We start from the raw sequence: 13,153 nt of genomic DNA, 5'->3' as shown, positions 1-13,153 counted from the left end.
GGTGCGCCAGCATCAGCCCGGGATCTCGAGAAGTTCGACGCTCCGCATCGCCCCGGAACGGCGATTCAGGCTTGAGCCCGACTGCTCACCGCCCTCACCGGTTGAGATGCGATCACACCAAGCGCGGGCATGTCGAGCAGGATGGTGACGAAGATAACGGCGACCGCATCGTGCAGGACCGGCTGAGCGCCCTGCGCTATCGCCTCGCCGGCTTGTTCGCTCACGATGGCCGCTTGCGCTTGTGGGCGAAGGGATTGGCCTTCTCGCGCAGCGTGATGCGCACCGGTGTTCCCGGCAGGTCGAAGGCCTCGCGCATCGAGTTGATGAGATAGCGCAGATACGACTGCGGCACTGCATCCGCGCGCGAGCAGAACAGCACGAAGCTCGGCGGGCGCGCCTTGGTCTGGGTGATGTAGTTCAGCTTCAACCGGCGGCCGGACACGGCAGGCGGCGGGTTGGCCTGGACCGCCTGCTCGAACCAGCGATTGAGCGCAGAGGTCGGCACGCGCCTGTTCCACAGTGCATAGGCATCCTGGATCGCCTGCATCAGGCGATCGATGCCCTCGCCCATCAGTCCGGACACCGCGACGATCGGCACGCCCTTGAGCTGCGGCAACCAATGATCGGCGTCGCGGCGCAGGCCTGAGATCGCGCCGCCGCCCTTCGTCTCCATCAGATCCCATTTGTTGACGGCAAGCACGACCGCGCGGCCCTCGCGCTCGATAAGGTCCGTGATGCGCAGATCCTGCTCCTCGAAGCGATTCTGCGAGTCCATCATCATCACGACGACTTCGGCAAAGCGCACTGCGCGCAGCGCGTCCGCAACCGAGAGCTTTTCCAGCTTCTCCTCGATGCGCGAGCGCCGGCGAAGACCTGCGGTGTCGAACACACGAAACCTGCGGCCCTTCCAATTGATCTCGACCGCGATGGAATCGCGCGTGGTGCCGGCCTCCGGGCTGGTCAGAAGGCGTTCCTCGCCGAGCAAATGGTTGATCAGGGTCGATTTGCCGGCATTGGGACGGCCGACAACGGCGACGCGGATCGGGCGCGTCGCCGCCTCTTCCTCGGTGAGCGGCTCGTCGTCCTCGATCTCGTCTTCCTCGACGGGCTCCGGCATCAGCTTGGCGAGCTCGTCGTAAAGCTCGCCCATGCCCTCGCCATGCTCGGCCGAGATCTGGATGGGATCGCCGAGGCCAAGCGCAAAGGATTCCATCGCACCGGCATCGCCATGCTTGCCTTCGCTCTTGTTTGCGACGAGCAGCACCGGCTTGTTGGCCTTGCGGGCGAAATCGGCGAAAGCGCGGTCGGTCGGCGTGAGGCCGATGCGGGCATCGATCACGAAGAACAGCGCATCTGCCTGTGCGATCGCGGTCTCGGTCTGCTCCTGCATGCGCGCCGTCAGCGAGCCCTTGGCGCCCTCGTCGAGGCCGGCAGTGTCGATGATGGTGAATTCGAGGTCGCCGAGCCTGGCCTCACCCTCGCGGCGGTCGCGGGTGACCCCGGGCAGATCATCGACGAGCGCGAGCTTCTGCCCCACCAGACGGTTGAACAGCGTCGATTTGCCGACATTGGGCCGGCCGATGATGGCGATCGTAAAGGACATTGGTCATTCGTGCGCCGCGGAGGTGGCGACTGTCAATTCTGTGAAAAATATCAGCGGGAGAAACTGCCGCTGGGCATCGGCGCCGGGAAAGCCCCCTGCGTCTGCGGTTGCTGGGTGGTCTGCGCCGGCTGTGCCGGTTGCTGCGCGGATTGCTGGTCCGGCGGCGGCGCGGTGGTGCGCTTGCGCACGATCTTGTGCTTGGGCGGCGGGGCGGCAGGCGCCGGCGCCGCTTCCGGCTGAGCCTCGCCATCGATTTCGCCGGCCGGCGCTTCAGCCGGTGCCGCCGCGGTCGCGGCCGGCTGTCTGGTCTTCTTGCCCTTCGCGGATTTCGATGGCTTCGCCGGCTCAGCAGGCGCCGGTTCGGCCGGCAGCGCCGCGACTGCAGGCGCGTTCGCATCCTGCTGTTGCTGCGCGCCCTTGTACATTTCCTTCGGCACGCCCTGCTCAAGACCCGGCACGCCCTCCGGGAACACCGGCTTACGATCGCCGGGCAGCTTCTTCTTGGTGTCGAGGAAATCGAGCAGATCGCTCGGATCGAGGCTGGAGCAGCCGCCCAGCACGCCCGTGAAGGCGATCAGGACGGCGGCTGCGATCAAGCGAGGCGTGCGGCGCATATCGATATCTCGTCTGGGCTCTCAGGACCGTCAGCTTTTGGCGACGGGCGGCAGCAAGGCCTGGAGCGCCTCGGCGCGCGAACGGAGGCCGGGCGGCGTTTCGCCGTCCTCGGCGATCGCGTCGACCCATTTGCGGGCTGCGGTCATGTCGTTGTTACGCCACGCCGACAGCGCCAGCAGCTCGCGGGCGCTATGCCGGTAGGTCGATTGGGGTTCGGCGGAAGCCTCCAGCCGCTGCTGGATGTCGGCGTAGCTCGCGCTGTCCACAAGCAGACCTGCGGCGCGAATCTTCGCGAGATCGCGCCACTCGCTGCCAAGACCCGTGTCAGCGGCGATATCGTCGTACATCCTGGCTGCAGCCTTGGGATCGCGCGCCGATGCTTCGGCCGCGGCACGAAGCCGCGCCAGGGTGCGGTAGCCGGACGGTGCCTTGGCAGCAAGATCGGCAAAGGCCGTCTCGGCCTCCGGATGCTTGCCCTGCTCCGACAGCTCGACGGCCTTCTCGAAGATCGCGCCGGCTTCGGCGGCCTTCTTGGCCTCCAGATACTGATAGCCGCGCCAGCCGCCCACGGCCGCCACGACCAGCACCATCAGCGCGATGAAGTAGTGCGAATAATTGTCCCACAGCTTCTTGAGCTGCTCGCGACGTACTTCCTCGTCGACTTCGTCAAATAATTCAGACACTTAAGCAAATCCCATGCCCGGCCGGGAGCGCACGCCAGATCGCATGCGTCTAAAGCCCGTCCCCACGTGGCGGCGGCGATACCCTATCGATATGGCGCTGGCAAGGCAAAGCAAGGCCGATCAAGGTGTTAACGCGCGATCCGGGATATCCGGGTACCCCGACCCGGTCCTATCCAGACACGACCAGCAGCTCCCGCAGCTGCCGCTTCACCACCTTGCCGTTGGCATTGCGCGGGAGCGGCTCGGCGGTGACCGTCATGGTCTCCGGCACCTTGTAGTCGGACAAGCGCTCGGCGCACCAAGCCCGCAGATCGTCGCCGCCGATTGGTACGCGCGTGACCACGACCGCATGGACGCGCTCACCGAGCACCGGGCAGGGTTTTGCGATGATCGCGCTCTCGACTACGGCGGGATGGCCGGCCAGCACGGATTCGACCTCAGCCGAATAGATCTTGAGGCCGCCGCGATTGATCATGTCCTTCTGCCGGTCGAACACCCGGACGAAGCCTTCGGCATCCACCGAGCCGAGGTCGCCGGAGTGCCAATAGCCGGCAGTGAAACTCTCAGCCGTAGCCTCCGGCTTGTTCCAATAGCCCTTGATGACGGAAGCGCTCTGGATCCAGAGTTCGCCGATCTCGCCCGGCGGCAGCTCGCGCCCGTCGGCCATCGCAACGATGCGCGCCCCCGGACACGACAGGCCGACGCTGTCGATGTGGCTCGCCGTCAGTTCGCCGGGCATGATGGTGGACGGTGACGTCGTCTCGGTCGCGCCATAGCAATTCGCCAGCTTCAGCCCTGGAATGGTGGCCTTGAGCTTCTCGATGGTCGCAACGGGCATCGGCGCGCCGCCGAAGCCTCCGATGCGCCAGTTCGACAGGTCGTAGCTCTCGAAATCCGGCTGCAGCAGGCAGAGATTGTACATCGCCGGCACCATTACGGTGTAGGTAACGCGCTCGCGCGCGGCGAGCTTGAGATAGTCGGTTGCCCTAAACTCCGGCATGATGATCAGTGCGCCACCACAGCGGATCATTGTCGTGATGTTGGCGACGACGCCCGTGACGTGCGCGAGCGGGACGGCTGCGATCGACCGATCGGCTTCTGTCAATTGCAGGCAGGACACGAACACCATCGAGGAATGCACGATGTTGCAATGGGCCAGCATCGCGCCCTTCGGCTTTCCCGTCGTGCCCGAAGTGTAGAGGATCATCGCGGTATCCTCCTCGCTCACGTCGACCGGTGCCCGAGCCGGCGCATGGTCGGCGAGCACCGCAAAGCGAGACTGGGTCGGATCACCGTCGATGGCGATACGGTGGATCACATCAGGCGCATCCTGCGCATCGGGCAGCCGCTCGGCGAGTGCAGCTTCGTGGATCAGGATCTTTGCGCCACAGTCGGACAGGACATAGGCGATCTCCGGCTTCTGCTGCCGCGTGCCGAGCAATACCGTAACCAGGCCCTCATGGGCAGCGGCAAACAGCAGCAGCGGAAATTCGATGCGGTTGCCGAGCAGGATCGCGACGCGATCGCCCCGCTGCAGGCCGAGCTTGCGAAATCCCGTCGCAATCCGCGCGGACTGCTCCAGCGCCTGGCGCCAGCTCAGACGCACATTGCCGCAGACCAGCGCTTCGCCGTCCCCGTTACGCGCGGCAGCCTCGGCGATCATCGCCCAGAGACTAGCCGGTCGATCAACGAAGGCCGGCACCACCCGATCGCCAAAGCGCGCCTCGAACCGCATCGGCGGAATCTGAGATTGCGACCAGTCCATCGGATACCCTCGTCTTGTTGCTTTTGCCAGCCTTCCCGTGGACAGTGAGGTGATGTCTTGCGCTGATCGGCTAGCCACCCATCACGGGAACACCGATCACGACAGGATGAAACGCAAACGCCAGCGCCAGATAGGCGACGATGCCGACCGCGATCGCGATGAGATCGTTGGTGACGCCGCCCACGGGAATCGGCGGGGCCCCGGCATCCTTGCGATGTTTCAGCGAAATACGGTCATACACGCCCCAAGCCAGGAACGAGCCGAACAGGATGATGGAGCCAAGATCGCCATTGGCCAGCAGATGCGCAAACGCCCACAGCTTGATGCCGGCGAGCATCGGATGTTTCAGGGTCGCATAGATGCGGCCGCGCAGATAGGACGCGACCACCAGGATCACGGCAGGCAGCATCAGCGCGACGGTAACGTGCTTCATCGCCTTCGGCGGATACCAGACCTCGATCCAGCCGGTGGCACGATAATGCGCAAAACCCCAGACGATCAGCGCCAGTCCCGCAAGCGAGACCACGGAATACAGAATCTTGTAGGTCCCCTCGCCCAGCCGCGCGATCGCCTGTGCGCGCGCGCCACGTTTCGTTGTGAAGACATGGGCGGCAAAAAACAGTGCCAGCCCCAGGATCATAACCAGCAGACCCACGATCATCCTCCCTCAACCAGCGCCTCGCCTCTGAGGTATCATTGATTGGCCGCCGCTCGCAACTGACGGGCTACTTTCCAAGCTCTCGATTGTCGACATAGCGGATCGCAATCGGCCGTCCGGCCAAGGCGCCACCGAGGCCGCTGGTGAACTTCAGCGGGAGACATGCATTCAACGATGAATTGATCGCGTTGAGGTAGGTGGTTCGCGTATCGGCGGGGACGCCCGCAGTCGCAAAGGTCAGGCGCGGCGGGCCGATCAGGCCACCGGCCTTATTGAAGCTGAAGCGGACAGCCATCTGCATGCCTGCGCGCGCATGGTCCGATGGCGGCGACCAGCACGTACGCAGCTCCGCAAAAAGATCGCCGATCGTATCGAGGTCGTGATCCGGCTTTTTGTACTTGGCCCGATCAGCCTCCGGGGGCACGCTCTCGATCGTGAGCTGCAGGTTCTGGCCGTAGGGATAATCGATCTCGGGAATACACGGGCCAGGCTCGAGCGGACTGCAATAGTACGGCGTGCAGGGGGGACCGTCGAGAACGCTGCACGGCTCATGCGCAAACGGGATCGGATTGATTTGGCGGTGCTGCGCGTCGGCGGCAACGATTGATATCGCCAATAGTGTGAGAACGAGAATGCCGCGCCACATGCTTTGGTCTCGCGATGTCACATCCGTGGAACGTGGCACCGTTCGTGACAGCGTCAAGCCTGCGCGCGTTCACATGCTCGCGCGCCAAGGGCTACCCCCTACCCCTTCTTTTTCACGTCCTTGACGTTGGTGAACTCGATGCCCTCGGCGCGCTCCCTGGTGTAGCCGAGATAGAATTCGTTCCGGGCCAGATAAACGGGATCGCCGTCGACGTCATCGGCGATGCTTGACGTATTGGCCGCGATGAAAGTGTCGAGCTTCTTGCGATCCTCCGACGAGACCCAGCGCGCAAGCTGGAACTCGCTGACCTCGAATTCGACCGGCAGCGAATATTCCGCTTCAAGCCGGGCCTTGAGCACGTCGAGCTGCAGCGCGCCGACCACGCCGACCAGCGCCGGTGCACCATCACGCGGACGGAACACCTGCACGACGCCCTCTTCCGACATCTGCTGAAGCGCTTCCTTCAGCTTCTTCGCCTTCATCGCGTCGGTCAGACGGACACGGCGGACGATTTCAGGCGCGAAGCTCGGCACGCCGACGAAGTTGAAATCTTCGCCGTCGGTGAGCGTATCCCCGATCCGGAGCGTGCCGTGGTTGGGAATGCCGACGACGTCGCCGGCAAAGGCCTCGTCCGCCACCGAACGGTCCTGAGCAAAGAAGAATTGCGGGCTCGACAGCGGCATGCTCTTGCCTGTGCGTACCAGCTTCGCCTTCATGCCGCGGCTGAGCTTGCCGGAGCAGAGCCGCGCGAACGCAATGCGGTCGCGATGGTTCGGGTCCATGTTGGCCTGGATCTTGAACACGAAGGCGCTCATGCGCGGATCGGTCGCTTCGACTTTGCGCTGGTCGCTGTCCTGGGCGCGGGGCTCGGGAGCGAACTTGCCGAGGCCTTCCAGGAGGTCGCCGACGCCGAAATTGCGAAGCGCGCTGCCGAAATAGACCGGCGTCAGATGGCCCTCGCGGAACGCGTCGAGCTCGAACGGCTTTGAAGCTTCCGTGACGAGCTCGAGCTCGTCCTTCACCGCGGAGACATCGAGGTTCGCATTCAGCTTGGCAAGTTCGGCGATCTCGATCTGTTGCGCAGCGCCGGTCTTCGCGCCGCCGCCTTCGAGCAGGCGCACGCCGCCATTGACGACGTCGTAGGTCCCGAGGAAGTCGCGCCCGCGGCCGACCGGCCATGTCATTGGCGTGGTGTCGAGCGCCAGCGTCTTCTCGATCTCGTCGAGCAGCTCGAACACGTCGCGGCTCTCGCGATCCATCTTGTTGATGAACGTGATGATCGGAATGTCGCGGAGACGACAGACCTCGAACAGTTTGCGTGTCCGCGCCTCGATGCCCTTGGCTGCGTCGATCACCATCACGGCGGAATCGACCGCGGTCAGCGTGCGATAGGTGTCTTCCGAAAAGTCCTCGTGGCCCGGCGTGTCCAGCAGGTTGAAGACCAGGCCTTCGAACTCGAAGGTCATGACCGAGGTCACGACCGAGATGCCGCGCTCGCGCTCGATCTTCATCCAGTCCGAGCGCGTGTTACGCCGCTCGCCCTTGGCCTTGACCTGGCCGGCCAGGTTGATGGCGCCGCCGAACAGCAGCAGTTTTTCGGTCAGCGTGGTCTTGCCGGCGTCCGGGTGCGAGATGATCGCAAAAGTGCGTCGGCGCGCCACTTCGGTGGCAAGCGAGGAACGGGCCGTCGAGTCGGCTGTGGCGGCAATGTCGGACATGGCGGGAGCGTTTGGCAGGGAAAATGAGCCCAATCAAGCCTCATGTGGTGATTGCGGAGCGCTTCGGCCAGCCCCATATCGGCCTTTGACCAAACAGGCCTTGGGGGAGGACGGCCGCCCTGCTCGTCAGCATTGGCCTAGCGGGGACGACCCTGCCTTAAATGGAGGGTCGCCATGGCCTGGACTATCCTTTTCGTCGCTGGTCTTCTCGAGATCACCTGGGCGATCGGCCTGAAATATACCGAGGGTTTTACCAGACTCGTGCCCTCCGTCGTCACGCTCGCGGCCATGGCCGGCAGCGTCATCCTGCTCGGTTCAGCTCTCAAGTCGCTGCCCGTCGGAACCGCCTATGCGGTCTGGACCGGGATCGGCGCGGTCGGCACTGCGACGCTCGGTATCTTCCTGCTCGGCGAGCCCGCCACCGCGCTCCGCCTTGCCAGCATCGGGCTGATCGTGGCCGGCATCGTCGGGCTGAAACTCGTCACTTGAAGATCTGGACCGCCCACCAGCTCAGTGCCGCGACGATGGCCGAGGCCGGGATCGTGATGATCCAGGCATAGACGATCGAACTCGCCACGTTCCAGCGCACCGCCGAGACGCGGCGGGCCGCGCCGACGCCGACGATGGCGCCCGTGATGGTGTGCGTGGTCGAGACGGGAACCCCGAGGAAGGTCGCCATGAACAGGGTCGCGGCACCGCCGGTCTCGGCGCAGAAGCCCTGCATCGGGGTGAGCTTGGTGATGCGCAGGCCCATGGTGCGGACGATGCGCCAGCCACCCATCAGCGTGCCCAGCGCCATTGCGGCCTGGCAGGACAGCACCACCCAGAACGGCACGGTGAATTCGCCGCCGAGATGGCCCTGCGAATAGAGCAGCACGGCGATGATGCCCATCGTCTTCTGTGCGTCGTTGCCGCCGTGGCCGAGCGAGTAGAGCGAAGCGGAGGCGAATTGCAGAATGCGGAAGGCACGGTCGACGGCGAACGGTGTCGAGCGCACCGAGGCCCATGACACGATTGCGACCAGCATCATTGCGAGCAGGAAACCGACCAGCGGCGACAGCACGATCGCCAGCACCGCCTTGGTCAAGCCGCTCCACACCGCGGCATGAATTCCAGCCTTCGCCATGCCACCTCCGACGAGGCCGCCGATCAGCGCGTGCGACGAGGAAGACGGAATGCCCAGCGCCCAGGTCACGAGATTCCAGACGATGGCGCCGAGGAGCGCCGCGAAGATCACCTGGGCGTCCACAATCGCGGGATCGATGATGCCGGTGCCGATGGTCTGGGCAACGTGCAGGCCGAACACCATGAAGGCGACGAAATTGAAGAACGCGGCCCAGATCACCGCGAATTGCGGCCGCAGCACGCGAGTCGAGACGATGGTCGCGATCGAATTGGCGGCGTCGTGCAGACCGTTCAGGAAGTCGAACAGCAACGCGACGGCGATCAGTCCGACCAGGACAGGAACACCCAACGCAGCATCCACGGCGGCCCTGCCCTATACTTGCTCGATGACGATGCTGTTGATCTCGTTCGCGACGTCGTCGAAGCGATCGGCCACCTTTTCGAGGTGGTCGTAGATCTCGACGCCGACGATGAAATCCATCGCCCTGCCGTCGCGATGCTTGAGGAAAAGCTCCTTCAGCCCGATGTCATGGAGATCGTCGACGCGGCCCTCCAGCTTGGTCAGCTCTTCCGTGATCGCAGTCAGCATCGCGACGTTCGGTCCGATCGATTGCATCAGCGGCAGCGCACGTCCCACCAGATTGGCGCATTCGATCAGCAACTCGCCGATCTCCCGCATCGGCGGCTCGAAGCTGCGGACCTCGAACAGCATCACGGCCTTGGCGGTCTGCTGCATCTGGTCGATCGCATCGTCCATCGAGGTGATGAGGTTCTTGATGTCACCGCGGTCGAACGGCGTGATGAAGGTGCGCCGCACCGCCGTCAGCACCTCTCGGGTCACATTGTCCGCGTCGTTCTCGAACTGGCTGACACGCTGACAATAGACCGGCGTCTCCTCGCCGCCTTTCAGCATGCCCTGGAGGCGCGATTGCACCCTGGATCACGGTCTGGGCGTGGCGGTCGAACAGGTCGAAGAACCGTTCTTCCTTCGGGAGGAAAGCGCGAAACCATCGCATCATGGGACTGGTCTACCGGTTGGAATGGCCCGGCCGAACGGGCCGACACAAAACCGTCATAGACCATTTTTGCCCTGCGCGCGTGTCATCTCACGCCTGCAGAGCAGGATCATCCACCGCTTTAAAGTGATGGCAAAATCGACATAACATCAATAGGTTAGAGTGACCGCCGGAAGTAATGTGCGACTTCACCGACCACACCACGGCGGAAGGTGAGCACGCAGACCACGAAGACCGAGCCCTGGATCACCGTGACCCAACTCCCGAGGCCGGAGAGATATTGCTGCATGGCGACGATGACAAAGGCGCCGAAGACCGGGCCGAACACGGTGCCGAGACCACCCACCAGCGTCATCAAAACGATTTGCCCTGACATCGACACTTCAACATCGGTCAACGAAGCATTTTGCGCGACAAACACCTTCAAGGCGCCGGCAAACCCCGCCAGAGTTCCTGACAGGATATAGGCAATCAGCTTGTACTGATCGGTCTTGTAACCCAGCGAAATCGCGCGCTGCTCGTTTTCGCGGATCGACTTCAGCACCTCACCGAACGGCGAGTTGATGGTGCGAAAGATCAAGAGGAAGCCGAACAGAAAACCGGCAAGCACGGTGTAGTAAAGCACCGTCGGATCGCTGAGGTCGAATATTCCGAACAGATGGCCCTGCGGAATACCCTGAATGCCGTCCTCGCCATGGGTAAACGGCACCTGCACATAGATGAAATACAATAGCTGCGAGAGCGCCAACGTGATCATCGCGAAATAAATGCCCTGGCGCCGGATTGCGACGACGCCGGTGATGACGGCAAGCCCGGCGGCGGCGGCGGTACCGGCCAGAATGCCAAGCTCGGGCGGGACTCCCCAGACCTTCAAGGCATGACCCGAGACGTAACCCGCGGTACCCAGAAACATCGCGTGGCCGAACGACAGCAAGCCACCATAGCCGATCAACAAGTTGAAGGCGCAGGCCAGCAACGCGAAGCATAGCGCCTGCATGACAAAGAACGGATAGATCTTTGTGAACGGCACGGATGCAAGCAGCACCGCCATCACCGCGAAGACGATCATCTCGTCGCGCAATGCGCGTGGGGTCCCCGGCAGAGTGTCGTCAGTTGCTACGGTCATATCAGGCCGCCCTTCCCGTCAATCCCGTTGGCTTCACCAGCAGCACCAGCACCATCAGCACGAACACGACTGTATTGGAGGCCTCTGGATAGAAATACTTGGTCAGCCCTTCAATCACACCCAGTGCGAAGCCCGTGATGATCGAGCCCATGATCGAGCCCATGCCACCAATCACCACGACCGCAAACACGACGATGATGACGTTTTCGCCCATCAGCGGCCGGACCTGATTGATCGGCGCCGACAGCACGCCGGCGAGCGCGGCAAGGCCAACGCCGAGCCCATAGGTCAGCGTGATCATCCTGGGAACGTTGATGCCGAAAGCTCGCACCAGCGTCGGGTTTTCAGTCGCGGCCCGGAGATAAGCACCGAGCCGCGTGCGCTCGATCAAATACCAGGTCGCAAAGCAAACCACGAGCGAGAACACGACCACCCAGCCGCGATAAATCGGCAGATACATGAATCCCAAATTCACCCCGCCCTTCAGTACATCGGGGATCGAATACGGCAAACCGGAAGAGCCGAAATAATTCTGGAACACACCCTGAATGATCAGCGCCAGACCGAAGGTCAGAAGCAGCCCGTAGAGGTGATCGAGGCCTGCGAGCCATTGCAGCATGGTCCGCTCCAGGATCATCCCGAAGATGCCGACGATGATCGGCGCCAGCAGCAGCGCCCACCAGTAACTGACGCCGCCGAGGTTCAGCAGGAAATAGGCGACGAACGCACCCATCATGTAGAGCGCGCCATGAGCGAAGTTGATGATGTTGAGCATGCCGAAGATCACGGCGAGCCCGAGACTGAGCAGCGCGTAGAACGAGCCGTTGATCAGTCCCACCAGTAGCTGTGCGTAGAGAGCCTGCATCGATCCAGCACCCAGTCCCTTCGGCGTTTCCAAACTAGTGCCCGCCGGTGACATGCCGGCGGGCGGTTGGCCTCACTTCTTAAGCAGCGCGCACTTGCTCTCGGAGAGCGGCGTGAAGGCCTGGTCGCCCGGCACCGTGCCGACGAGCTTGTAGAAGTCCCACGGTCCCGTGGATTCCGAGGGCTTCTTCACCTCGAACAGATAGGCATTGTGGATGGTGCGGCCGTTGGGCTCGATCTCGCCCTTGCCGAACAGATCGTCCTCGGTCGGCATCGACTTCATCTTCTCGACGACCTTGATGCCGTCATGGGGATTGCCGCCGAGCGCATCGAGCGCCTTGAGATAATGGCGCACGCCCGCATAAACGCCGGCCTGTACCATGGTCGGGGGCGCACTGTTCTTCATCTTGCCGGCAAAACGTTTCGAGAAGGCGCGGGTCTGATCGTTCATGTCCCAGTAGAAGGTCTCGGTGAAGTTCAGGCCCTGCGCGGTTTCCAGGCCGATCGCCTTGATGTCGGTGAGGAACAGCAGCAGCGCCGCGAGCTTCTGGCCGCCCTTGACGATGCCGAATTCGGCCGCCTGCTTGATTGTGTTGGTGGTGTCGCCGCCAGCATTGGCGAGGCCGATGATCTTGGCCTTGGAAGCCTGTGCCTGGAGCAGGAAGGACGAGAAATCAGGCGTATTCAGCGGATGCTTCACGCCGCCGACGACCTTGCCGCCATTGGCGGTGATGACGGCCGTGGTATCGCGCTCGAGCGCCGCACCGAAGGCATAGTCCGCGGTCAGGAAGAACCAGGTGTCACCGCCAGCCTTGACCAGCGCCTGGCCGGTGGTGTGGGCCAGCATGTAGGTGTCGTAGGTCCAGTGCACGGTATTGGGCGAGCATTGCGCGTTGGTGAGGTCCGAGGTCGCCGCGCCCGAATTGATGTAGACGCCGTTCTTTTCCTTGACGACGTTGTTCACGGCGAGCGCCACGCCCGAATTCGGCACGTCGACGATGACGTCGACCTTGTCGACGTCGAACCACTGCCGCGCGATCGCGGTGCCGATGTCGGGCTTGTTCTGGTGATCACCCGAGATGATGTCGATCTTCCAGCCCTTCGCGGCGAGGCCGGAATCCTCGACCGCCATTTGGGCGGCGAGCGTTGAGCCGGGTCCGCCGAGGTCGGCATAGAGGCCGGACTGATCGGACAGCGCCCCGATCTTGACCGTCTTGTCTTGTGCCAAGGCGACGCCAGCGCAGGTCACGGCCAACGCCGTACCAAGCAACAACGATGCAATCGACTTTTTCATGCCACTTCCCTTGTGAAATTCTCTTCGCCGTCTCTCTAGG

13 protein-coding genes and 1 pseudogene are annotated in these 13,153 nt (G+C 63.2%); 1 reads left to right on the top strand and 13 read right to left on the bottom strand.

Going from position 1 to position 13,153, the window contains the following annotated elements:
* Nucleotides 1-65 precede the first annotated feature (65 nt).
* The 8 genes from ACVW16_RS33440 to ACVW16_RS33405 all read right to left on the bottom strand — a co-directional run bounded on the left by ACVW16_RS33440 (nucleotide 66) and on the right by ACVW16_RS33405 (nucleotide 7,688).
* On the bottom strand, nucleotides 66-224 hold the full coding sequence (locus ACVW16_RS33440) for a hypothetical protein (protein WP_456703220.1): 159 nt from the start codon (nucleotides 222-224) through the stop codon (nucleotides 66-68).
* Complete coding sequence (der, locus tag ACVW16_RS33435; protein ID WP_456734921.1) at nucleotides 221-1,603, bottom strand: ribosome biogenesis GTPase Der; 1,383 nt, start codon at nucleotides 1,601-1,603, stop codon at nucleotides 221-223. Before der ends, ACVW16_RS33440 begins: the two co-directional genes overlap by 4 nt.
* Nucleotides 1,604-1,653: 50 nt before the next feature.
* Nucleotides 1,654-2,217, bottom strand: coding sequence for a hypothetical protein (locus ACVW16_RS33430; RefSeq protein WP_456703218.1), 564 nt, complete (start codon nucleotides 2,215-2,217; stop codon nucleotides 1,654-1,656).
* Between the two features lie 30 nt (nucleotides 2,218-2,247).
* The gene (locus ACVW16_RS33425) at nucleotides 2,248-2,901 is read right to left on the bottom strand and encodes a tetratricopeptide repeat protein (protein WP_456703217.1); all 654 of its coding nucleotides are present in this window, start codon (nucleotides 2,899-2,901) and stop codon (nucleotides 2,248-2,250) included.
* A gap of 169 nt (nucleotides 2,902-3,070) precedes the next feature.
* A complete protein-coding gene (locus ACVW16_RS33420) occupies nucleotides 3,071-4,666 on the bottom strand; it encodes a class I adenylate-forming enzyme family protein (protein ID WP_456703216.1) in 1,596 nt (531 codons plus the stop codon).
* 70 nt (nucleotides 4,667-4,736) lie between these two features.
* Nucleotides 4,737-5,321, bottom strand: a complete 585-nt coding sequence (locus ACVW16_RS33415; protein ID WP_456734920.1) for an NnrU family protein — start codon at nucleotides 5,319-5,321, stop codon at nucleotides 4,737-4,739.
* A 70-nt stretch (nucleotides 5,322-5,391) separates the two neighbouring features.
* Nucleotides 5,392-5,970, bottom strand: a complete 579-nt coding sequence (locus ACVW16_RS33410; RefSeq protein ID WP_456703214.1) for a hypothetical protein — start codon at nucleotides 5,968-5,970, stop codon at nucleotides 5,392-5,394.
* A gap of 98 nt (nucleotides 5,971-6,068) precedes the next feature.
* The gene (locus ACVW16_RS33405) at nucleotides 6,069-7,688 is read right to left on the bottom strand and encodes a peptide chain release factor 3 (protein ID WP_456703213.1); all 1,620 of its coding nucleotides are present in this window, start codon (nucleotides 7,686-7,688) and stop codon (nucleotides 6,069-6,071) included.
* Between the two features lie 174 nt (nucleotides 7,689-7,862).
* Here ACVW16_RS33405 and sugE point away from each other — a divergent pair, with 174 nt between their 5' ends.
* The gene (gene sugE / locus ACVW16_RS33400) at nucleotides 7,863-8,177 is read left to right on the top strand and encodes a quaternary ammonium compound efflux SMR transporter SugE (RefSeq protein WP_456703212.1); all 315 of its coding nucleotides are present in this window, start codon (nucleotides 7,863-7,865) and stop codon (nucleotides 8,175-8,177) included.
* On the opposite strand, the gene ACVW16_RS33395 is transcribed toward sugE, so the two are convergent.
* From ACVW16_RS33395 to ACVW16_RS33375, 5 genes and pseudogenes are all read right to left on the bottom strand, one after another.
* Complete coding sequence (locus tag ACVW16_RS33395; RefSeq protein ID WP_456703211.1) at nucleotides 8,170-9,174, bottom strand: anion permease; 1,005 nt, start codon at nucleotides 9,172-9,174, stop codon at nucleotides 8,170-8,172. The genes sugE and ACVW16_RS33395 overlap by 8 nt on opposite strands.
* 12 nt (nucleotides 9,175-9,186) lie before the next feature.
* Nucleotides 9,187-9,832 (bottom strand): annotated as a pseudogene (locus tag ACVW16_RS33390) (DUF47 domain-containing protein).
* A 154-nt stretch (nucleotides 9,833-9,986) separates the two neighbouring features.
* Nucleotides 9,987-10,955, bottom strand: coding sequence for a branched-chain amino acid ABC transporter permease (locus ACVW16_RS33385; protein WP_456734919.1), 969 nt, complete (start codon nucleotides 10,953-10,955; stop codon nucleotides 9,987-9,989).
* Between the two features lies 1 nt (nucleotide 10,956).
* On the bottom strand, nucleotides 10,957-11,820 hold the full coding sequence (locus tag ACVW16_RS33380) for a branched-chain amino acid ABC transporter permease (protein ID WP_456703210.1): 864 nt from the start codon (nucleotides 11,818-11,820) through the stop codon (nucleotides 10,957-10,959).
* A gap of 72 nt (nucleotides 11,821-11,892) precedes the next feature.
* Nucleotides 11,893-13,113 carry an ABC transporter substrate-binding protein gene (locus ACVW16_RS33375; RefSeq protein ID WP_456703209.1) on the bottom strand — a complete coding sequence of 407 codons (1,221 nt, stop codon included), beginning with the start codon at nucleotides 13,111-13,113 and terminating at the stop codon, nucleotides 11,893-11,895.
* Between the last annotated feature and the right edge of the window lie 40 nt (nucleotides 13,114-13,153).

It is taken from the genome of Bradyrhizobium sp. USDA 4474 (genome assembly GCF_054057515.1).
Note: the sequence above shows the minus strand (reverse complement) of the source record. Positions and strands in the feature narration are given on the sequence as shown.